Genomic DNA, 22,595 nt, shown 5'->3' with positions numbered 1-22,595 from the left:
ATCAAGGAATCGCCACCTTTATCTTGCTGGACGAAATACTGACAATCAGCTCTTTTACATCCCCACAATACTCGCCATCCACCTGGAAACTCACCGGAAAATTGGTTTTAATGGAAGCTTTGTCCGTTGACACGATTTCGACATCATCATAATTCAAAGGAATGTTGCCCGTGATAATCTTGCCAAAAACAATCAAATCCAAATTTTTTAGAATTACCAATTCGAACTTGCCATCATCCATGGACCCCTCTGGATTAATGACAACTCCCGTTCCATATTTTTTTGAATTAGCAATGACAATCATTCTTGCCACACATTCCATAGTTTGATTATTGGCCGTTATGGTTGCCTCAAATGGCTCTTCCAAATCTATTAAAGTAACAAAAGCCTGCAACAAATACCCCCATTTACCATGAAGATCACCTTCTTCGTAGTTTTTAATAAGCTTTGCATTCAATCCCAAATCGCTTAAATGCAGACATTTTTGGTCGTTTATAATAATCGAATCGAGTTCTATGTAATCATTTCGAAACGCAATTTCCAGATTCTCGTCAAGTGACTTCATCAAATCTAAATCCACGGCCAATCCATTGGAAGAACCCAGTGGCAAAATACCGAGAATCACGTCTTGCCCTTCCGTAGCATCGACCACCATTTTTATGGTTCCATCGCCACCGGCAACAATAACACGTTCCGGTTTATGCAGGTCATAGAGTGTTCTTATGTTTGAAACATCCTCTTTCCCAGAAGTCGTGTAGAGGATGAGATTCAAGTTTTCTTTGGCCGCAAAATATGCTGTTGCATCGATAAATTCCCTTTTATCAATGGCTCCAGAAACTGGATTAACAATCAGCAAGACATTCTTTTTCAAAGTTTAAATTCATTTATTGACTAAATTTAGTTAATTTTAATGACACCTCAAAATCACAAAAAACGATGAAGCCTATTTTAAAACTGTACCGAGGCTATGCAAATGACGAAGAGTTAATCGTGATGGGACACGTTTTTAAACCAACCAAGGCCAAAGATTATGCTTTTGAGAAGAAAAAATTTAAAAACGCCACTTCAATAATTCGCTTGTTCCGATTAAAAACACACGGCAATGCCGATGTCTATTTGGAACACAACAACTCGACAATTCATACCAAAACACTCGTTGACGGTTATTTCAAGTTTTGCATTCCCGTAGATCCCAATATAGGACACGGCTGGATTGATTATGAGGTGAGCATTCCTTATGGAGATAAAAAAATTGCGGTCAAAGAAACTTTCATTCGCCCCAAAAAGGAAAATCTGGGGATTATTTCAGATATTGACGATACTTTTTTGGTTTCCTACACCAAGAATCCTTTGAAGAAATTATACCATTTATTGTTTCGAAACGTGAATTCCCGTAAAATATTTGAAGATGTAGTTCCCCATTATCAGGCATTGAGCCAATCAGGAAGAACAAATAACGAAGAGCAAAACGCTTTTTTTTATGTTTCCAGCAGCGAATGGAATTTGTATCGTTTTTTGGTGAAGTTTACAGAAATCCATCAATTACCCAAAGCCGTCTTGCTCCTAAAAGACATCAAATCCAGTCTTACCGATTTCATCTGGTCCGGAAGAGGCAGCCACAACCACAAATTCGAAAAAATAAAACATATCCTGGAATTTTATCCCAATTTGAAATACGTCTTGATGGGTGACGATTCGCAACACGATCCGTATTTATACGAAGCGATTTGCAAAATTTTCCCCGTCAACGTCAAAGCAGTTTATATTCGAAAAACTGGAACACAAGAAAAGAAAAAGGTTTCAGAAGCTTTAAAAAACCTCGAAACCTTGAACGTTTCAACTTGCTATTTTACCAATAGCAGTGAAGCTATTGCACATTCCAAATCAATTGGACTGATTTTATAAACCAGCATTGTCTATTTCTTCCTGGACGATTTCCCAATCCAAGAGCAATTTGTCCAATTCGGCTTTTTTCTTGTTGTAAGCCATAAAAAAGGAAGCGTCTTCGATGTGCTTGTCATAATTGGAAGCCAGCATTTTATCGTCATTCTGGATATCTCTTTCCAATTGTTTGATTTGGCTTTCGACTTTGCTCAATTTGTTTTGCAAAGCTTTTCCTTTTTTCTGGTCTTCATAGGAAGCTTTGTTGCTTTCTTTTGGAGCCGCCGCCTTCATAGCATCTTTTTTCTCGACTTCACGCATGTTTTCCAAATTGCGTTGTTCCAAAAAATAGTTGACGTCGCCCAAGTATTCTTTTATTTTTTGGTCTTTGAATTCGTAAACTATATTCGACATTCCTTGAAGAAAATCCCTGTCGTGAGAAACCAAAAGCAAGGTTCCCTCATATTTTTGCAAGGCCGCTTTCAACACATTTTTGGATTTGATGTCCAAGTGATTCGTTGGCTCATCCATTACCAGAACATTGATGGGCTGCAAAAGCAATTTACAAAGTGCCAAACGGTTTCTTTCGCCTCCAGAAAGCACCTTTACTTTCTTTTCGACATCATCACCACGAAACAAGAAAGAACCCAACATATCACGTACTTTCGAACGATTGCTATCCGTTGCGGCATCTTCCATTGTTCTCAACAAAGTAATTTCGCCATCGAGATATTCGGCTTGATTTTGGGCAAAATACCCCAATTGCACGTTATGTCCCAATTTGATGTTTCCTTCAAATTCAAATTCGTTGACAATCGCTTTGATGAAAGTCGATTTTCCTTGTCCGTTTTGTCCAACAAAAGCAATCTTGCTTCCACGTTCTACCAAAAGTGAAATATCTTTCAAAATAGTTTTATCTCCGTAACTTTTGGTCACTTCTTCCGCTTCAATCACCACTTTTCCTGGTTCTTTTGAAAGAGGAAACGAAATATTCATTACCGAATTGTCGTCTTCATCCACTTCGATGCGCTCCACTTTATCCAATTTCTTGATAAGCGATTGCGCCATAGAAGCTTTCGAAGCTTTGGCACGGAATTTCTCAATTAATTTTTCGGTTTCTTCTATTTTTTTGGCTTGGTTTTTCTGTGTGGCCAATTGCTTTTCGCGGATTTCGTGACGCAATTCCAAATATTCGGAATACGGCTTGTTGAAATCATACGCTTTACCCAAAGATATTTCGATGGTTCTATTGGTCACGTTGTCCAAAAACATTTTATCGTGTGAAACAATCACGACAACACCAGGATAATTGCGCAAGAAACTTTCCAACCAAATGATACTCTCGATATCCAAGTGATTCGTTGGCTCATCCAGCAACAAAACATCATTGGACTGCAACAACAATTTGGCCAATTCGATACGCATCCTCCAACCTCCGGAAAAAGTTTCGGTTTGGTTATTGAAAACTTCTCTTTTGAAACCCAATCCCAAAAGAATTTTCTCGGTATCGCCAACATAATTATATCCGCCCAACAAGTCAAAACGATGGGTATAATCAGATAAATCTTCAATGATCTGGCTGTATTCCTCGCTTTCGTAATCGGTTCTAGTAACCAACTGGTGATTGATTTCTTCCAGTTTTTTCTCCACAATTTTAATATCAACAAAAGCTTCATACGCTTCTTCCAGCACCGTTCTTCCTTGTTCAAAATCGATATCTTGGCGCAAGAAACCCATTCGAACTTCCTTTTCCTGGGAAATAACGCCCGAGTCTGGAGCAAAATCTTTGGCCAAGATTTTAAGCATCGTGGATTTCCCGGCTCCGTTTTTGCCAACAAGACCCACACGGTCTCCAGCACCCAATCGAAAGGTTACTTCTTCGAATAAATAAGTCCCTCCAAAAGAAACGGATAAATTATGTATATTAAGCATTTATTGTGTTTTGTATTTGTAAATTTGTGGCTCCAAAAAAGGAGAAAATTAATTTTTTTGCAAATGTTAAAAAAAGGATCCAAATTAAATAGCATTTTAACAGGAACTTGTCCTAGATGTCAGAATGAGAGTATGTATTTGGATAAAAATCCGTTACATTTTTCGAAATTGATCAAAATGAATGAAAAATGCAGCCATTGTGGTTTGAAATATGAAATTGAGCCTTCGTTCTTTTATGGCGCCATGTATGTCAGCTACGGACTGAATGTGGGACTCAGTATTGCCACTTTCTTAGTAACTTATCTTATTTTGGAAACCAGCATAAAAAACTCTTTCATCGCTATTCTTGTTGCCAACATTCTTTTGTTCCCTTTTGTATTGAGGTGGTCGAGAAATATTTACATCAATTTGTTCGTGTCTTACGACAAGAAATATAAAAAATAGCTTACCGCTTCTTGTCAAATCTTTTTATGTCAATTTCCTTGTCCAAAGGTTTTTGATATTCAATATTTTCAAATAAAGCCTTCGCCATCGCTGGCCCCAACATAACACCACGCGTTCCCAAACCATTCAGAATGTGTATGGAATCGTGATTGGAATAGGTTCCTACCAGAGGCCTTCTGTCTTTGACCGTAGGACGAACGCCGGCAAAATGGGAAACAATTTCAAAATCACAACTGATTACCTCTTTAATTTTTTCGACCAATTCCTTTTTCCCTTCTTCGGTAGGAATATCAGTTTTGCTTTCCCAATTGTAGGTTGCGCCTATTTTGAACAAATCATTGCCAAGCGGCAAAATAAACACGCTTGCATTCACGATGACATCCAAACCAAGTTTTGGCGCTTTTATAACGAGTAATTCTCCTTTTGTACCATCCAATGGCAAATGCTTGAAATAAGGGTTGGAGTGCATTCCAAAACCTTCTGCAAAAATGATGTGTTTGGCCTGAATGTCTTTGTATCGAATCCCATTGTTTTCTTCCTCTAAAAGTGAATAATCAAAAGATTCCTCCATAAACAAATTGTTCTTTATGAGATACTCCTTGTATTTGACCAACAGCAATGCAGTATCCACATAACCCGTTTGCAAGACTTCACCATATCCAAAAGGTGAATCAATCGATTCATATTTTTTTGAAACCAATTGTGTGGATAAAAAAGGAGCCAAATTCACTTTATCGGAAGCGGCGAACCAATTATTCTGCTCTTCGACAGAAAAAAACTTTCTTAAAATGGGTGTTTTAAAATCTACTTTGTCGTTCAATTTCTTTTCCAATACAGCCAAAAATTCATGCATGATAAGTAAATGCTCCTCGGCTTGTCCCACTTCGGAGAAACGTTTCAGAATAACGGGATTGTACAAACCTCCTGCTATTTTTGAAGAATTCTGCGAATTATTGTCGAGTACCAAAATAGATTTATTGTTTTGCAAGGCCTTTTCAGAAAATGAAATGCCAGCCAGCCCAGAACCTATTATTAAATAATCTATCATTTTAAAATTGAACTTAATGTTTAGAAATTGAATTAAACCAAAATCAAAAGAACTCTTGCCAATGGCAAGAGTTCTTAATAATTGTATTCTAAATGAAATTTAGTAATTCCACATATCTTCTTCGAAATCACGGATTTTATCTTTTACCCTTTCCGCTTCGAGCAATTGATTTTGCGCATTATCTTTTATGTAACTTGTAATTCCCCTGTCGCCATAAACATTTTCTTCTTGATAAATCACGGCATTAAATCGTCTCGAATTTAATATCTGGTCAAAAGAAATTGGCATTGCAGAGTTCTTGTCATTGAAAGATTTTGCTGCGTGCAACACATCTCTTGCAGCCGGGAAAAATACCCAGAACAATTCAATATAATCCTTCTCGTCACTATTCATCGTGTAAACATCAGGCGTAATTGGACAAATACCAAGCAATCTGTATTTCAATTCGCTTTGACGTTTATCAAAATACCAATATCCTTTAATTTTATACTGGGTAACATCTTGGGCAGTAAGATCGCTTTTTACAATGTATTCAGGCAATATTCCCTTGCTAACCAATTTGTCTGCGTCCTCTTTACTGATTTGACCCGGATTAAGATCTTTAAATTCTTCATTAAGACCCAATACATTCAATTGTTCTCTTCCTTCATTGGACAGGCTAATAAGCATCAATGAAGATTTAATATCCTTGAATGTTTTTTTAGTGTTAAAATAACTATCTGAATACACTTCTGAAATTTCTCCGCTACGAATCGCTTTTGTCAACACATCATACAAAGAACGTCTGTCAGGACCAATGTTTGCCGTGTCTATTGGAAAATACAAAGGAAAATTAATTCTTTCGCTTAAATCAATAATTTCCCAAACTGTTTTTCCCATCAAAACATCCCTATCATCAACATAACCATATTCCAATGGTTTGTCATTGTCTGAAATGAGCTGGGCGGCAGACTTGATTCCTATCTCTTCCGGTATCTTTGCGTTAAGCAAATTTGGCTGTGCATAAGAAACTACACTCCCAAGAATGGAAATCATAGCTATTAAAAAATTTCTCATATTCATCATAATATAGTTATTGAAGTAAACGTTTAATCATACTTCCCAATTTATTGTATTTCATAAATTACAGGTGAAGTTCTTGGCAATATGTAACTACCCGCTCCAACAAGTTTAGTCCTGATTTCAGAAATGGTAACTTGATCACCTCTTCCTGCTTTGGCAATAGCAGCTTTGGCTGCCGCATTTAATTTATTCCCTACAACAGGAACCGTAGGAAAACCTGTTACTTTTAAATTGAATCCAACAACGTCCAATCCAACTTCAAAATCAAAATCAACCAATTTTGCTCCAATTGTCGAAATTTCCAAGCTTGATTTAGGCCCTTTCACAATACCCATTTCTCCCCTAATTGTTCCATTTGGTCCAGGAATTCCTTTTATTCTATATGTTTTTTTATCTACAACTTTAGAACCGTCAGGAAGTGTTCCCACAACATTTATCATCACTTCATTACCTGTAGTAGGACTCATGTTATATTTTCCACCACCCACAGAAGTCAATCCTGGAGCAGATGCCGAAACTTTATCAGGAGAAATTCCTGCAAATGAAATCGTCATTGGATTAACAACACCTCGATACACGACGTTCATTTTGTCGGCAGATATGGTAGCTGATTTTGGTCTGGCCACAACAACGTATTTATCATTTATTGGCAAACTAATTACTTTTCCGTTTTCATCAAAGTTGAAAGACCCTTTAATAGGATGTTCACCTATGCTTCCCGATCCGAAAGAAAAATTAGCCTGACCTGCTTGCGCTTGAACACTTGACCCATTAACCACTACTGATTTCGCTTTTAATGAAGGATCAAATTTTCCAAGAATAATTTTTCCTTTTACGGCTTCTCCTTGAAAGAAAACTGATTTTTCAAGAACAACAATTGGTTGATAAGCTGTAAGTGAAGCTGCTGCAACCAAGTCAGATTGAAACATCCCGGCCATAATATCGCTCTCTGTTGTTTTTATGTCAGCTTGTATTTGCGTTAATTTAGTCACCGTTGCAATTAAAGGAAAACCATGGTAATTATATTCCATCCATGGCAAACTTTTACCCGCCTTTTCAGAAAAAATAGGTTTAGTGGCAAATCGCTTTTCGATTTTATTCATTTCTACTTCAGCAATGGAACTACCTCCAATTTGCCTTATTTGAACAGGGTAATTATTAATCTTGTCTAAAAACTCTTGTCCTCTTTTAGACAATTTTTCTTGATTAAAAAACATTCTGTCAAACAAATCACCTTTATCCATTTGTTCACATGGATAATTTCCTTCTTTGTCTTTTGGAAATTTTTGGGTAACCTCAACTTTAATACTTTCAATGTAATCCGAAAATTCTTTAGAAATAGCTCTTATCTTTTCAACTTTCAACTTTTTCTCACCATACTGACCTGGTTGATCAGATGCTTTTTGTGCCAATTGCAGAAATGAACTTGCATTTCGATTATCGGTTAATGAATTGGACTCTTCTATTTTATTGTTCAAAATTCCAAATGCCGACAATACTTCTTTGGACATATTTAATGCTAACATCGCGATAAAAACCAAGTACATTAGGTTTATCATCTTCTGTCTAGGGGTTAGTTTTCCTCCTGCCATATTTTCTAATAATTAGTTTATTGTTTTTTTATATAAAGTCTGAACTAATTATCCTTTATTACTCATTGCAGAAAGCATTCCTCCATAAACATTGTTCAATGAAGACAAATTCGAAGTCAACGACTGCATTTGTTCTTTTAATTTTAAGTTGTTTTCAGCTACTTCTTCATTGATTTGTGCATTTCTAGAAGCGCTTTGCAATTGAACTTTGTACAAGCTATTCAAAGATTCCATTTGTGCTGCAGCCAATGTCAATTCTTCACTATATTTTTTGGTAGATGCTATTGAATCAACCGTTGGCGAAATTGCTTTGGCAGCTCCTTCGAAATTTTTGATGCTGTTTCCTAAACTTGACATTAATTCTCCGTCAATTTTGGCTTCTTTAAGCATCACGTCTAATTTTTGAGACAATAATCCTTGAGCATCTGAAGGTGTTTCCACTTTAGTAGTTTTTTTACGAGCTTCACCATTTGCCAATTCTGGATAAACTAATGTCCAATCCAATTCGTCATCAACGGGTTCGAATGCTGAAAGGGCAAAAATTGCCGCCTCTACCACAAGTCCTATCGTTAACATTAAATTTCCTGTTATTACACCAAATTCAAGATGCGTTATTTTGAATAAAGCTCCAATAATTACTACTGCCGCTCCTAGACCATAGGCCATATTCATCACTTTTTTACTTAATAATGCCATAATGTTTGTTTGTTTTTAGGTTATTTATAATTGATTAAAATTTGGTTCGTTTATCTTTTCTTGATTTTTTCGGTTGATTGTGTTCCCATATAATCTTGAACAGTTCTAAACCCGATGAAACTTCTTGCTGAATCAGCATATTCAAATGTTCTTGTACTTACTTGAAGGAAATAGGCAACATCTTTCCAAGAACCACCACGAACTACTTTACGCTTGTTGGAAGTGTCCATATTGTTCGGGTTCATGGTAGAAACATATTCGTATGCATTAGGATCATAAGCAGAATCAGTCCATTCCGCCACATTCCCGGCCATATTATAAAGGTTGTATCCATTTGGCTCATACGATTTTGCTTCAACGGTATACAAAGCTTGATCCGCTGCATAATCCCCTCTCATAGGTTTGAAATTAGCCAAAAAGCAACCTCTGTCATTTTTAGTGTAAGGTCCACCCCAAGGATAAGTAGCAGATTCTAGACCACCTCTTGCCGAATATTCCCACTCTGCTTCAGAAGGCAATCTGAAATTATTTACCTGGTCACGACCTTTAGCTTTAGATTTAATCCAAGTATTTTTTTTCAAGGTTCTCCATGCACAAAATGCTTTTGCCTGTTGCCAGTTAACACCCACTACTGGATAATCACCATAAGCTTGGTGCCAGAAATAATCGTTGTGCATTGGCTCGTTATAAGAATAGGAGAAATCTTTGATCCAAGTAGTGGTATCAGGATATACTTTTACTTGTTCTGTTCTGATAAAATCTTTTCTCTTGCCCACTTTGGCTCTTGCCGCAGCTTGAATATCCATCCAAGAATACCTGAATTTCAATTTGTCAACATCAATAGTCCTTAATCCATTGTATGAAGCTTCTAAAGGCAAATACATGGAATCCATCACCTCAGTATAATATTCGTCAGGATACAATTTAGTATCTTTAATCAATTTCACTTTGCGATTCAATTTTCTACCTGCATAAGGATCATCATCTGTACCAACACTATAATAGTTGTCGTACATGTATTTGTCATAAGCAGTCATTTTATCAGGATCTTGATCATTAAAAGCAAAATCTCCAATGCTACCAGCATTTTTACCTTTTCCTTTTGCAGCTCCATCACCAGGTTTTATACCGGATTCGTCAGCAAGAATTGCCAATCTAACCCTCATTGTTGAATCTTTAACCCATTCAACAAATTCACGGTATTCTCTATTGGTAATTTCTGTTTCGTCCATATAAAAAGAACGAACGGTAACCGTTTTAGTGGTTGCGTCTCCTACATTGGCAACATCTTCATCAGATTTTCCCATAATAAATGAACCTCCCGGAACTAAAGCCATTCCATAAGGTTTCTCAGGATGCCATTTTGCTCCTTTAACACCAACCAATTCTCCTTTGTCGCTTGTTTTACCACAACCAATTAGTAAGGTTAAAATTGCTGTAAATGCAATGAACTTCTTCATATAAATCAGGGTTATATATTTATTATTATTAAGTGCGTAAACCTATTTATTATTATTTTAAAAAACAATTTTTTGTTGTACTATTTATTTGATTAACCAAAACTAAAATTAAATAAGGAAAGAAAAAAATATTTTATCGATAAAACGTAGATAAAATCGACAAAATACACAAATTATATATAATTATAATTCTTAACCTACAAAATAAATGTTAGACATTCTTAAATTTAAACTGTTAATTTATTCTTCCGAAGGTAGGTCAACGGATTTTTACAGTATATTTTTACGCTGGGCTTTCCACCATCTTTCGGGGATTTCATGGTTGCAAGCCGCTAAATACTCTTCGTGTGAGCAAGGTAATAACGTATTTTTTTTCAACTTATTATTACTGCTTGAAATAAAAGGAATTTCTATCCACCACCTATCGGTTTTGTTGCTTTTATAGAATATCAACTCTTCTTCTTCCAAAGGAACAATGTACTTGATGTAATTTTCCCTGCTACCAAAAGGATACTCATTCGAACGATAATGAAAACCTTCGATAAAATACCAAATAATTTGGGCCATCAAAACCGATTCTTGCCTAGAATTATTGTGGTTAAAAATCCCTAAAAGGGATACCTTATCACTAATACCGGCATATCGAGACAAGGCACAAACCTCTTTTCCATTGAAACCATTGGGCGTAAACGGATTATTGTTTCCTGAGTCAGATGACTTTACGGAAGTCAAATCGATGCTTACCACATCGGCATCCCTAAAAACAGGCTCGGCAATGGCAATATTATTTGAAACCTCTCCCAAGCGGTAGGCATCAAAAAACAATTTATCAACCAAATCAATTTCTTCCTGCGAGTTATAATAGGTTTGAAACCCAACATTGCTGAAATTAAAAAGATTGTTCGGCTCGTCGATTATTATCTTGGTCAAATAAGACGAAGCCGAAACGGTAGCACTTTCTTGACCAAAATCAAATTTATTGTCAATGGAAACCAAGTTGACCATTTGTTCCAAATCATCATATCCTCTATAAAGAGCATAAGTCAAATCCTGTGAACCACCGATCACGATTGGAATAATTTTATTTTTGATTAACTTCGAAACTACTTTTCTCAAAGCAAAATAAGTATCCGATATGGAATTCCCAGCGAGAATATTTCCCAAATCAGCTATTGAAGCATCCCAATTTCCTGGAAACAAGCCATACAATTCTTTTCGAATGTGTGACAAATCCACCTCCTCGGTTTGATTAGAATCACCCCTGTTTTCCAAAACGCCAATAATGGCAATTTTAATTTTATTCAAATCAGGAAAATCTTCTGCGGTGTGAAATGCTACTTTGCTTCCCAATTGCTGGGAAGAAAACTCCTTGATAACCCTAAGGATTTCATTGTCTAAAGGTTTTAGAAAATCAAATTCCATATATTATTTCTTTTTCGCTACTGGTTTCTTGGCAGCAGGTTTCTTGGCAGCTGTAGTTTTTTTGGCTGCAACTTTTTTCGCTGGCGTTTTCTTGGCAATCATTTCCAGAACTTCCTCCAATGTCAATTTTGTGGCATCAATATCTTTGCTCAATTCAATTTTGATTTTCCCTTTGGTAATTACCGATCTTCCCCAACGGGCTTTTTCAACCAAAATTCCTTCATCCTTCCAGTTGTGCAAAACCTTGTCAATATTTTTCTGCAACTTGTCTTCAATCAATTCTTCGATATCCGATTGGGATAAATTATCGAAATTGTATTTTTTGCTTACATTGATAAAAATACCGTCCCATTTGATAAATGGACCAAAACGCCCCACTCCTTTTTGAACAGGCTCTCCCTTGTAATTAGCAATTGGCGCATCGGCTTGTGCTTTCTCGTCGATCAATTCCTGTGCTCTAACGATGGTAACATCCAATGGATTTTCTCCTTTTGGCAAAGAAACAAAAACACTTCCGTGACGCACATAAGGCCCAAAACGACCGTTGCTTACCTCAACTTCTTCTCCTTTATAGGTACCCAAATTTTTAGGCAATAAAAATAAATTCAAAACTTCTTCCAAAGTGATGTTGCCAATATTTTGGTCATTCATCAAACTGGCAAACTTTTTCTCTTCGTCATCAGCTGCACCAATTTGTGCCATTGGTCCAAATTTACCCAAACGAACCGAAACCGGCTTTCCTGTTTTAGGATCTGTACCAAGAATTCTTTCTCCACTTTCTCTATCGGCATTTGCTTCCACATCTTTCACCGTTGGGTGAAATTTATCGTAGAACTCCTGCATCATCGTTGCCCATTCGATATTTCCTTCGGCAATTTCATCGAAATCCTGTTCCACTTTGGCCGTGAAATTATAATCCAGGATGTTTCCGAAATTTTTTACCAAGAAATCTGTAACAATGGTTCCAATATCCGTAGGAACTAATTTTCCTTTATCGGAACCCGTGTTTTCTTTAAGCAACTTCTCGCCTACTTTTCCCGATTGCAAAGTCAATTGCGTATAATTACGTTCTTGACCATCCAAATTCCCTTTCTCGACATAATTCCTGTTGATGATGGTAGAAATGGTTGGTGCGTATGTTGACGGACGACCAATTCCTAATTCTTCCAACTTTTTAACCAAAGAAGCTTCGGTGTATCTAGCAGCTGGTCTTGAATATCTTTCGGTGGCCGTGATGTAATTGTTTTGCAATTTTTCGTTCACTTTCAAGGCTGGCAACATTCCTTCTTGTTCTTCTTCATCGTCATCATGACCTTCTAGATAAACTTTCAAGAAACCTTCAAAAAGCAACACTTCTCCAGAAGCAGAAAAAATTTCACCGTGATTATTCGCTTCAATCTTCACGTTGGTACGTTCCAATTGCGCATCACTCATTTGCGAAGCCAACGTTCTTTTCCAAATCAAATCATACAAACGCGCTTGGTCTCTGTCAATGTTCACGGTGTGACGCGACATATCCGTTGGACGAATTGCTTCGTGGGCTTCTTGTGCTCCTTTGCTTTTGTTGACAAAATTTCTGGGTTTCGAAAATTCCTTTCCATAGGATTTGATTATTTCGGCTTCGGCAGCTTCCATCGCTTCTTTGGACAAGTTCACGCTATCGGTTCTCATATAAGTAATAAGTCCCGCTTCGTACAAACGTTGCGCCAATTGCATCGTGATTCCAACAGGTAAATACAATTTTCTCGCGGCTTCTTGTTGCAAAGTCGAAGTGGTGAAAGGTGCTGTTGGCGATTTTTTGGTAGGTTTTGTTTCTAAATCCGAAACTTTATAAGTAGAACCGACATTCTTGTTCAAGAAATCTTCGGCTTCTTTTTTGGTATTGAAATTCTTGGGAAGTTTGGCTTTGAATGTTTTTCCGGCTTCATTGGTAAATTCTGCCACAACAGAATACGTTGCAACGGCATTGAAATTCTGGATTTCTCTTTCTCTTTCGACAATCAAACGAACCGAAACCGATTGTACACGACCTGCCGAAAGTCCACCTTTTATTTTTCTCCAAAGCACTGGCGATAATTCATAACCCACCAATCTGTCCAAAACTCTTCGAGCTTGTTGGGCATTGACCAAATTATAATCAATTTCACGTGGGTTGTCGATTGCTTTCAAAATGGCCGATTTGGTAATTTCATGAAAAACAATTCGTTTGGTTTTGTCTTTCACTAAATTCAATTCTTCGGCAAGATGCCAAGAAATGGCTTCTCCCTCGCGATCCTCATCCGAAGCCAACCAAACCATTTCGGCTTTCTTGGCAAGACCTTTTAGTTTAGTGACCAATGCTTTTTTATCGGCAGAAACTTCGTATTTTGGTTTAAAACCATTTTCTACATCTACTCCTATTTCCTTGGAAGGCAAGTCGGCAATATGACCATAACTTGACTCGACTTGGTAGTCGCTTCCCAGAAATTTTTCGATTGTTTTCGCCTTTGCTGGTGACTCCACTATAACTAAATTCTTTGCCATATCCCTAATGTTTGTGCCGACAAAAGTATATGATTTTTTTAAATTTTGGGTTTTTTAAAATTTAAAAGTGAATATAATCGATGAATAGTAGGTTTTGAACGAGATGGATTCTCTTGAGTTTGATGAAATAAAAAGCAATAACCTTCGTTTATTTCTTACTTTTTACGGCAACAAACTCTATTTACACAATTATAATTTAAGTCATAGAGTTAACGGTAAGTAACGCACAGTGTAATATCCCAAGAATCATAATTTTGATCATGGATAGTTACTGACACATCATTTACATCATTAAATTTACCGAAGCCATAATTAGCATTTAATGAAAGAGCAAAATGCTTATTTAAATTGTACTCATAACCCAAACCGATTTTCTGTGATGTCCCATTCGCTTCATAACCCTGGAGAATGTGATTATTATTGTATTTGCTCCAACCGTATTGGAGGTTTGTAAAAAGAGTAATATTTTTAAAGGGAAACACCTGCACTTGAAAAGATGCATTAGAAATACTAATTCCTTTACCGGGCGAATAGTCATCGTCTTCAATAAAATATTCGTCTATTTTAAAACCTGCCCTAAGTGTGTATAAAGGTCTGTATCCTCCATATAAACCAAAGATAAATCTTCCTTCTCTACTTTCGTCCTGACTACCATTCTTAAACTGAGGCCAACCAACTCCCGTTTCAACCCCTACATAAAATCCCTTTTTAAAGGTATTCAAATTATTTTCGGCAACACTCTTTTGGGCGTATAAAAAAGTAGTCATCAATAGGAACACGCTATAAGCGAAAAGAACAAAAACATACTTTTTAAAATATAGATACAACATAAAATAAATATTTAGTTAAAGTTAGATTGTTACTAACCCTTGGTGTTTCTTTTTTACTTATCTGAATATCAGACAAATATACTTAAAATTAACCACTATCGTCTTATTAAAAGCAAAAAACACGATTCTGTAAACAAATGCACTAGCCCCGATTGCAGTGAAAATCCTTTTTCTTTTTTCTTTAAAAATAAAAAGATTGCAACGAAAAGTGGGAAATAGCTCCAAACATTGAAATGCCTTAAAACATTGTTAAATCTTCATCTGACATCTTGTCATATTTAGCCAAATAATTGTAACTTTACGCCCTTATTAAAAACACTTTTGAAGTGACTATGGAAAAGATTATTGACGAAAACAAACAAGGCGAAAGTCTTGTCCTGGAATACAAACCCGAGAATACCAAGAAACTCTTTATAGAAAGCTACGGCTGTGCAATGAATTTTTCCGACAGTGAAATCGTGGCTTCCATCCTTTCATCCAATGGATACAACACTACGCAGACTTTGGAAGAAGCCGATTTGGTTTTGGTCAACACCTGTTCCATTCGTGACAAGGCGGAACAAACCGTTCGAAAACGTTTGGAAAAATACAATGCCGTGAAACGCGTCAATCCAAAAATGAAAGTGGGGGTTTTGGGCTGCATGGCAGAACGTTTGAAAAGTCAGTTCCTTGAAGAAGAAAAAATCGTTGACCTTGTTGTGGGACCAGATGCCTACAAAGATTTACCCAATTTATTGGCAGAAGTCGAAGACGGTCGCGACGCAATCAACGTGATTTTGTCGAAAGACGAAACGTATGGCGATATTTCTCCCGTTCGATTGATGAGCAACGGAATTACTGCTTTGGTTTCCATTACCCGTGGTTGCGACAATATGTGCACGTTTTGCGTGGTTCCTTTCACTCGTGGAAGAGAACGCAGCCGTGAACCGCAAAGCATCATGAAGGAAATTCAGGATTTATGGAACAAAGGCTTTAAGGAAATCACCCTTTTGGGACAAAACGTGGACAGTTATTTATGGTACGGCGGCGGACTGAAAAAAGATTTCGTCAACGCCACCGAAATGCAAAAAGCTACTGCTGTTGATTTTGACCAATTATTGGAAATGGTTGCCGTTGGTTTCCCAAAAATGCGCATTCGCTTTTCAACTTCCAATCCGCAAGACATGCACGAAAGCGTGTTGCACGTGATTGCTAAACACGACAATATTTGCAAACACATTCATTTGCCAGTTCAATCGGGTAGCGACAGAATCCTGAAAGCCATGAATCGCTTGCACACAAGAGAAGAGTACATGACTTTGGTGGACAAAATCAGGACTATCATACCAAATTGCTCAATCACGCAAGACATGATTTCGGGCTTCCCAACGGAAACCGAAGAAGATCACCAAGACACTTTGACTTTAATGGATTACGTAAAATATAATTTTGGTTACATGTATTCCTACTCGGAACGCCCGGGAACTTTGGCTGAACGCAAAATGGACGATGATGTTCCCGAAGCAACCAAATTGCGAAGATTACAAGAAATAGTCGATTTGCAACAAAAAAATTCCAAGTTCCGCTCCGAGGAATTCATCGGACAAACCACGGAAGTATTAATCGAAAAAGTTTCCAAAAAATCAGAAAACGATTGGTCTGGAAGAAATTCACAAAGCATTGTGGTGGTGTTTCCAAAAGAGAATTATAAAATTGGAGATTTTGTAAACGTGAAAATCACGAGTTGCACCAGCGGAACTCTAAAAGGAGAAGCGGTTGGTTACTCTGAAATGAACTAAGAAAATTTGCCACAAATTTCAATCTTAAATTTATGGTTTTAGCCACGAATTTTCACGAATTAAAAAATCAACAAAATTATGGAATTGTACAAACAAGACGAATACTATAAAATAATTGGTTTGTGTATGGAAGTTCATAGAGTACTTGGTGGCGGACTTTTGGAAGCTGTATATAAAGAAGCTCTTGAAATTGAATTCAATCTTCATAATATCCCTTACGAAAGAGAAAAAGAATTCACAATTGATTATAAAGGGCATCAATTAAAAAAGAAATTCTATGCAGATTTTGTGGTATATGACGAAATTATATTAGAAATAAAAGCAGCAAAATTAATTGCTGATGAATATATAGCCCAAACTTTAAATTATATGACCATAACAAAAAGCGGATTGGGAATTCTTGCTAATTTCTCACATAAATCATTACTGCATAAAAGAGTTGTAATTTAAAATTAAGTAAAAACAATTCGTGTAAATTCGTGTAATTCGTGGCTAAAAAACATTTTTACACTCTGATCGAGTTCAAAAAATTAAAAGAATCTATATGACCAAAAAAAACATAATCATCGCCATACTTACTTTCATTATTGGATTTGGCTCTACATTCTATATCATTAGAACCTATTTTCCAAAACACAAAGTTGAAAAAACAGTACCTCTAAAAGATACGTTGACCAAAACCGACAAGTAGAACAATATTATGGAAACAGTTCAATCAATAAAACAACGATTCGAGATTATCGGGAATGACCCGAAACTCAATCGCGCGATAGAAAAAGCGATTCAGGTGGCACCAACCGATATTTCGGTATTGGTTGTGGGTGAAAGCGGCGTTGGAAAAGAGAGTATTCCGAAAATCATCCATACGCTTTCTCACAGAAAACACGGAAAATACATAGCCGTAAACTGCGGAGCCATTCCGGAAGGAACCATTGACAGCGAACTTTTCGGTCACGAAAAAGGCTCTTTTACTGGTGCAACTTCTACCCGTGAAGGCTATTTTGAAGTGGCCAGCGGTGGAACAATTTTCTTGGATGAAGTGGGCGAATTGCCTTTGACAACCCAAGTTCGATTGCTGAGAATCCTTGAAAATGGAGAGTTCCTGAAAGTAGGATCATCGCAAGTGCAAAAAACGGATGTTCGAATTGTGGCTGCCACCAACGTGAATTTGTTTGACGCCATCGAAAAAGGGAAATTCCGTGAAGATTTGTATTATCGATTGAGTACAGTCGATATTGCTTTACCTCCTTTGCGCGACAGAAAAGACGATATTCATTTGTTGTTTAGAAAATTTGCGGCTGATTTTGCCCATAAATACAAAATGCCTCCTATTAAGTTGGATGATTATGCCGTTCAGATGTTGCAAAAATTTCGCTGGAGCGGAAACATTCGACAGTTGCGAAACGTGGCCGAACAAATTTCGGTTCTGGAAACCAATCGCGACATTACGGCAAACACCCTGCAATCGTATTTACCCATAGAAGGAAGCAATTTGCCTTCGGTGATAAAAGATCGAAAAAACGACAGCGACTTCAATACCGAAAGAGAAATCTTGTACAAAGTGCTTTTTGACATGAAAAGCGATTTGCACGATTTAAAAAAACTGACCTTGGAATTGATGCAAAATGGAGGGGCGAAAGTGCAGGAAGCCAATTCGCATCTCATCAAAAAAATCTATGGCGCAAAAGAAGACGACAGCGAAATAGATTTTGAAGAAGAACCAAGAACCGCCGTCATCACGACGCCAAACAACAACGAGAATAGTTATCAAGTTCAAGACAATTACCAATTTGCCGAAAGCATCGAGGAAGAAGAAGTCTTGCGATTGGAACAAAAAGAAATCGAAATGATAAAAAAATCGTTGGAAAAAAATAAAGGAAAACGAAAAATGGCAGCCGATGAATTGGGAATTTCCGAAAGAACGCTCTACCGAAAAATAAAACAATTTGATTTATAGAAACAAGTGGAATTCCAAAAAATAAATTCCAAATTCCAAATTTGAAAATTCATATATTTGAAAAAAATTAGAATTTGGGATTTCAAAGATTGGAATCTGCCTTTACAACATAGCATGAAAAAAATATATCCTTTTTTATTTCTAATTTTATTGTTCACCACAAACAGTTGCAATGTTTACAACTTCACTGGAACTGGAAAAATCGACGCCAAAACTTTTCAAGTAAGTTTTTTTCCGAACAATTCAGAGTTAATTGAACCTGGAATCGACAGGACATTTTACTTGGAATTGCAAGACCTTATCCAAAATCAAACCAATTTGAATTTGGTTAAAACAGGTGGCGATTTAGCTTATGAAGGAGAAATCATAGATTACAGAATAAGCCCGATGACCGCAACTGCCGATCAGCAAGCCGCACAAAACAGATTGACCATCAGGGTAAATGTTCGATTTTCCAATAGAAAGAAAGAAACCGACAATTTCGAAAAAACATTCGATTTTTATTATGATTATCCCGCAGCCCAACAACTCCATGGAGAAACTTTAAACAAAGCCATAAAAGAAATTTTCGAAAGAATAACACAAGACATATTCAACGAATCGTTGGCTAAATGGTAAACTAATATTAGATATTAGATATGAGATTTCCGATATTAGATTTAAAAAATCGTAAATTATAAAAATGAACGTAACCGATTATACTTATTTAATTAACAAACCCGATGCCATCAACGAAAAGCAAACGGATGACTTGGCAAAAGTGCTGGATGAATTTCCATATTTTCAAAGTGCCAGGGCATTGCGTTTGAGAGGGCTTTACAATCAAAATAGTTTCAAGTATAATTATGCTTTAAAAGTTACAGCAGCACACACTACCGATAGAACGGTTTTATTTGATTTCATCACTTCAGACACTTTTGTTGCCATTCAAAAAGGATTATACGACAAAAAATTATCGCAACTTTTGGACATTAGCGTGGTCGATTTCGAGGTTCTCAAGCCCGAAATAAAGTTGGAAGCAAAAGCAAACACGGTAGAGCAATCCATTCTTACCTCCATAAAAGAAGCAGAAGAAGCAGAAGAAAACACAAAAACGGCTGTTGAAAAACTGGACATTGGAAAACCTTTGGATTTTTCGGTCAACGAAAAACATTCCTTTCAAGAATGGCTGCAACTTGCCCGAATCGAGCCTATACTAAGAGAAAAAGGAAACACAACCAACCCTGAAACCGAACCATTAGACGAGGAAAAAAAGAAAAAAGCGGAATTGATTGATAAATTCATCGAATCCAACCCAAAAATTTCTCCCGCAAAACATGGCACGCATTCAACAACCTTTGCGGAATCAAACAAAACGGACACTTCCTACTTGATGACCGAGACTTTGGCCAGGGTCTATTTGGAACAAAAAAAATATCAAAAAGCAATTCAAGCTTATGAAATATTAATTTTGAAATATCCAGAAAAAAGTAGTTTCTTTGCAGACCGTATTTCGGATATTGAGATTTTACAACAACATAATAAATAAACAATGAGCACATTTTCAATTTTTTTAGTTTTAATTACAATAGTTTGCTTTCTATTGGTAGTAGTAATTATGGTTCAAAACCCTAAAGGTGGTGGATTATCTTCTTCAATAGGTGGTTCTCAAATGTTGGGTGGAGTACAAAAAACAACCGACTTTTTAGACAAAAGCACTTGGACATTGGCAACAGTATTAATTGCACTTATATTACTTTCTAGTTTAAGTTTTGATGGATCATTAAGCGACACCGATTCTAAAATTATTGAAAAATCAGAAACTACCACTGCACCTGCCCAAAATGCGGCACCAGTTCAAAGCACACCAGCTGCTGAACCAGTAAAAAAATAATTTTATTTCAAAAATACAACAAATGCCAGCCTGTCAAAGCTGGCATTTCTTTTAAGAAAAAATGTCAGTTTTTAGCCCTTGGCATAATTTCTGAAATCCGATTCGCATCAAATTAATAACAACAAAATATCATATTATTATGGCTTTAAATATTAAACCGCTTTCAGACCGCGTACTTATTGAACCTGCAGCAGCCGAAACTAAAACTGCTTCAGGAATTTTTATCCCAGATACTGCAAAAGAAAAACCACAAAAAGGAACTGTTGTTGCTGCGGGCAATGGTAAAAAAGACGAACCATTAACCGTAAAAGTGGGCGATACCGTTCTTTACGGAAAATATGCCGGAACAGAATTGAAATTAGAAGGAAAAGATTATTTGATTATGCGCGAAGACGATATCTTGGCAATCATCTAATTAAGTATTAAAAACAATTAAAAGTCAAAACAAAAAGAAATGGCAAAAGATATAAAATTTGATATTGAAGCACGTGACGGATTAAAACGTGGTGTAGATGCATTGGCAAACGCAGTAAAAGTAACTCTTGGACCAAAAGGTCGCAACGTAATTATTGGAAAATCTTTTGGAGGACCAAATGTTACCAAAGATGGTGTTACCGTTGCAAAAGAAATCGAATTGAAAGATCCATTGGAAAACATGGGTGCTCAAATGGTAAAAGAAGTAGCTTCCAAAACCAATGATTTGGCAGGTGACGGAACTACAACCGCAACAGTTTTGGCACAAGCCATCGTAAAAGAAGGATTGAAAAACGTTGCTGCCGGAGCAAACCCAATGGACTTGAAACGTGGAATCGACAAAGCTGTTGAAGCTATTGTTGCCGACTTGGCAAAACAAGCTAAAGTGGTAGGAAGCGATTCTGAAAAAATAAAACAAATTGCATCTATTTCTGCAAACAATGATGAAGTGATTGGTGAGTTGATTGCCAATGCTTTCGCAAAAGTGGGTAAAGAAGGTGTTATCACTGTTGAAGAAGCCAAAGGAACCGATACTTATGTTGACGTAGTGGAAGGAATGCAATTTGACAGAGGATATCTTTCTCCATATTTTGTTACCAATCCAGAGAAAATGGAAGCAGAATTGGAGAGTCCATACATCCTTTTGTATGACAAAAAAGTTTCTTCTCTAAAAGAATTATTGCCAGTTTTAGAGCCAGTGGCTCAATCAGGAAAACCATTATTGATTATAGCAGAAGACGTTGACGGAGAAGCTTTGTCAACATTGGTGGTAAACAAATTGCGTGGTGCATTGAAAATAGCAGCCGTGAAAGCTCCAGGTTTTGGTGACAGAAGAAAAGCAATGTTGGAAGACATCGCTATCTTAACTGGAGGAACTGTAATTTCTGAAGAAAGAGGATACACTTTAGAAAATACAACTATCGAAATGTTGGGAACTGCAAAAAGAGTTTCTATCGACAAAGACAACACTACTATCGTAAGCGGTGCCGGTGATGCAGATACCATCAAAAACAGGGTAAACCAAATCAAAGGTCAAATGGAAACTACGACTTCTGATTATGACAAAGAAAAATTACAGGAACGTTTGGCTAAATTAGCTGGTGGAGTTGCCGTTCTTTATGTTGGTGCTGCTTCTGAAGTGGAAATGAAAGAGAAAAAAGACAGAGTTGACGATGCGCTTCACGCGACTCGTGCTGCTGTTGAAGAAGGAATTGTTGCTGGTGGAGGAGTTGCTTTATTGAGAGCTAAAAACTCACTTGCTACGTTAAAAGCCGACAACGCTGACGAAGCTACGGGAATAAAAATTATTTCCCGTGCAATAGAATCTCCTTTGAGAACCATTGTTGAAAACGCTGGATTGGAAGGTTCTGTTGTTGTGGCAAAAGTAGCCGAAGGTTCAGGAGATTTTGGTTACAATGCCAAAACTGACGAATACGTGGATATGCTAAAAGCAGGTATTATCGATCCTAAAAAAGTAACTCGTGTAGCCTTGGAAAATGCTGCCTCAGTTGCAGGAATGATATTGACTACCGAATGTGCTTTGGTAGAAATCAAAGAAGAACATGCCGGTGGAAGCCCAATGGGTGGTGGAATGCCAGGAATGATGTAATATCAATCCAAAAT

Annotated in this window: 21 protein-coding genes; 11 read left to right on the top strand and 10 right to left on the bottom strand. The window is 36.9% G+C overall.

Going from position 1 to position 22,595, the window contains the following annotated elements; translation table 11 throughout:
- Position 1 precedes the first annotated feature (1 nt).
- Positions 2–871, bottom strand: a complete 870-nt coding sequence (locus tag BUC16_RS05650) for a diacylglycerol/lipid kinase family protein (protein ID WP_073368577.1) — start codon at positions 869–871, stop codon at positions 2–4.
- Between the two features lie 65 nt (positions 872–936).
- Between BUC16_RS05650 and BUC16_RS05645 the strand changes: the two genes are divergently transcribed.
- Complete coding sequence (locus BUC16_RS05645) at positions 937–1,905, top strand: App1 family protein phosphatidate phosphatase (protein ID WP_073368575.1); 969 nt, start codon at positions 937–939, stop codon at positions 1,903–1,905.
- On the opposite strand, the gene BUC16_RS05640 is transcribed toward BUC16_RS05645, so the two are convergent.
- Positions 1,900–3,813: an ABC-F family ATP-binding cassette domain-containing protein gene (locus BUC16_RS05640; RefSeq protein WP_073368573.1), complete on the bottom strand. Its 1,914-nt coding sequence runs from the start codon at positions 3,811–3,813 to the stop codon at positions 1,900–1,902. The genes BUC16_RS05645 and BUC16_RS05640 overlap by 6 nt on opposite strands.
- Positions 3,814–3,876: 63 nt before the next feature.
- On the opposite strand from BUC16_RS05640, the gene BUC16_RS05635 reads away from it, so the two are divergent.
- Positions 3,877–4,257 carry a DUF983 domain-containing protein gene (locus tag BUC16_RS05635; protein ID WP_073368571.1) on the top strand — a complete coding sequence of 127 codons (381 nt, stop codon included), beginning with the start codon at positions 3,877–3,879 and terminating at the stop codon, positions 4,255–4,257.
- Between the two features lies 1 nt (position 4,258).
- Here the strand turns inward: BUC16_RS05635 and BUC16_RS05630 are convergent, their stop codons facing one another.
- The 8 genes from BUC16_RS05630 to BUC16_RS05595 all read right to left on the bottom strand — a co-directional run bounded on the left by BUC16_RS05630 (position 4,259) and on the right by BUC16_RS05595 (position 14,890).
- On the bottom strand, positions 4,259–5,305 hold the full coding sequence (locus BUC16_RS05630; protein WP_073368569.1) for an NAD(P)/FAD-dependent oxidoreductase: 1,047 nt from the start codon (positions 5,303–5,305) through the stop codon (positions 4,259–4,261).
- Positions 5,306–5,404: 99 nt separating this feature from the next.
- Complete coding sequence (gene porN, locus BUC16_RS05625; protein ID WP_073368567.1) at positions 5,405–6,367, bottom strand: type IX secretion system ring subunit PorN/GldN; 963 nt, start codon at positions 6,365–6,367, stop codon at positions 5,405–5,407.
- A gap of 44 nt (positions 6,368–6,411) precedes the next feature.
- Positions 6,412–7,959, bottom strand: a complete 1,548-nt coding sequence (gene porM, locus BUC16_RS05620) for a type IX secretion system motor protein PorM/GldM (RefSeq protein ID WP_073368565.1) — start codon at positions 7,957–7,959, stop codon at positions 6,412–6,414.
- Between the two features lie 48 nt (positions 7,960–8,007).
- A complete protein-coding gene (gene porL / locus BUC16_RS05615) occupies positions 8,008–8,655 on the bottom strand; it encodes a type IX secretion system motor protein PorL/GldL (protein WP_073368563.1) in 648 nt (215 codons plus the stop codon).
- 50 nt (positions 8,656–8,705) lie between these two features.
- Complete coding sequence (gene porK, locus BUC16_RS05610; protein ID WP_073368561.1) at positions 8,706–10,115, bottom strand: T9SS ring complex lipoprotein PorK/GldK; 1,410 nt, start codon at positions 10,113–10,115, stop codon at positions 8,706–8,708.
- Between the two features lie 270 nt (positions 10,116–10,385).
- Positions 10,386–11,537: a formimidoylglutamase gene (locus BUC16_RS05605; protein ID WP_073368559.1), complete on the bottom strand. Its 1,152-nt coding sequence runs from the start codon at positions 11,535–11,537 to the stop codon at positions 10,386–10,388.
- A gap of 3 nt (positions 11,538–11,540) precedes the next feature.
- The gene (gene topA / locus BUC16_RS05600) at positions 11,541–14,060 is read right to left on the bottom strand and encodes a type I DNA topoisomerase (protein WP_073368557.1); all 2,520 of its coding nucleotides are present in this window, start codon (positions 14,058–14,060) and stop codon (positions 11,541–11,543) included.
- 209 nt (positions 14,061–14,269) lie between these two features.
- Positions 14,270–14,890 carry an outer membrane beta-barrel protein gene (locus tag BUC16_RS05595; RefSeq protein WP_084546099.1) on the bottom strand — a complete coding sequence of 207 codons (621 nt, stop codon included), beginning with the start codon at positions 14,888–14,890 and terminating at the stop codon, positions 14,270–14,272.
- A 332-nt stretch (positions 14,891–15,222) separates the two neighbouring features.
- Here BUC16_RS05595 and miaB point away from each other — a divergent pair, with 332 nt between their 5' ends.
- From miaB to groL, 9 genes are all read left to right on the top strand, one after another.
- Complete coding sequence (gene miaB, locus BUC16_RS05590) at positions 15,223–16,668, top strand: tRNA (N6-isopentenyl adenosine(37)-C2)-methylthiotransferase MiaB (protein ID WP_073368554.1); 1,446 nt, start codon at positions 15,223–15,225, stop codon at positions 16,666–16,668.
- Between the two features lie 78 nt (positions 16,669–16,746).
- The gene (locus BUC16_RS05585; RefSeq protein ID WP_073368552.1) at positions 16,747–17,118 is read left to right on the top strand and encodes a GxxExxY protein; all 372 of its coding nucleotides are present in this window, start codon (positions 16,747–16,749) and stop codon (positions 17,116–17,118) included.
- Between the two features lie 94 nt (positions 17,119–17,212).
- On the top strand, positions 17,213–17,359 hold the full coding sequence (locus BUC16_RS17715) for a hypothetical protein (protein WP_170860851.1): 147 nt from the start codon (positions 17,213–17,215) through the stop codon (positions 17,357–17,359).
- 9 nt (positions 17,360–17,368) lie between these two features.
- A complete protein-coding gene (locus tag BUC16_RS05580) occupies positions 17,369–18,625 on the top strand; it encodes a sigma 54-interacting transcriptional regulator (RefSeq protein WP_073368550.1) in 1,257 nt (418 codons plus the stop codon).
- A gap of 114 nt (positions 18,626–18,739) precedes the next feature.
- On the top strand, positions 18,740–19,243 hold the full coding sequence (locus BUC16_RS05575; protein WP_073368768.1) for an LptE family protein: 504 nt from the start codon (positions 18,740–18,742) through the stop codon (positions 19,241–19,243).
- 64 nt (positions 19,244–19,307) lie between these two features.
- On the top strand, positions 19,308–20,153 hold the full coding sequence (locus BUC16_RS05570) for a tetratricopeptide repeat protein (protein ID WP_073368548.1): 846 nt from the start codon (positions 19,308–19,310) through the stop codon (positions 20,151–20,153).
- 3 nt (positions 20,154–20,156) lie between these two features.
- Positions 20,157–20,498 (top strand): preprotein translocase subunit SecG, encoded by a 342-nt coding sequence (gene secG, locus BUC16_RS05565; protein ID WP_073368546.1) that lies wholly within the window; start codon positions 20,157–20,159, stop codon positions 20,496–20,498.
- A gap of 139 nt (positions 20,499–20,637) precedes the next feature.
- Positions 20,638–20,913, top strand: a complete 276-nt coding sequence (locus BUC16_RS05560; RefSeq protein WP_073368544.1) for a co-chaperone GroES — start codon at positions 20,638–20,640, stop codon at positions 20,911–20,913.
- Positions 20,914–20,952: 39 nt separating this feature from the next.
- The gene (gene groL / locus BUC16_RS05555) at positions 20,953–22,581 is read left to right on the top strand and encodes a chaperonin GroEL (protein WP_073368542.1); all 1,629 of its coding nucleotides are present in this window, start codon (positions 20,953–20,955) and stop codon (positions 22,579–22,581) included.
- Positions 22,582–22,595: the final 14 nt, after the last annotated feature.

Origin of the sequence: Flavobacterium fluvii, assembly GCF_900129545.1 — a bacterium.
Lineage (GTDB): Bacteria > Bacteroidota > Bacteroidia > Flavobacteriales > Flavobacteriaceae > Flavobacterium > Flavobacterium fluvii.
Note: the sequence above shows the minus strand (reverse complement) of the source record. Positions and strands in the feature narration are given on the sequence as shown.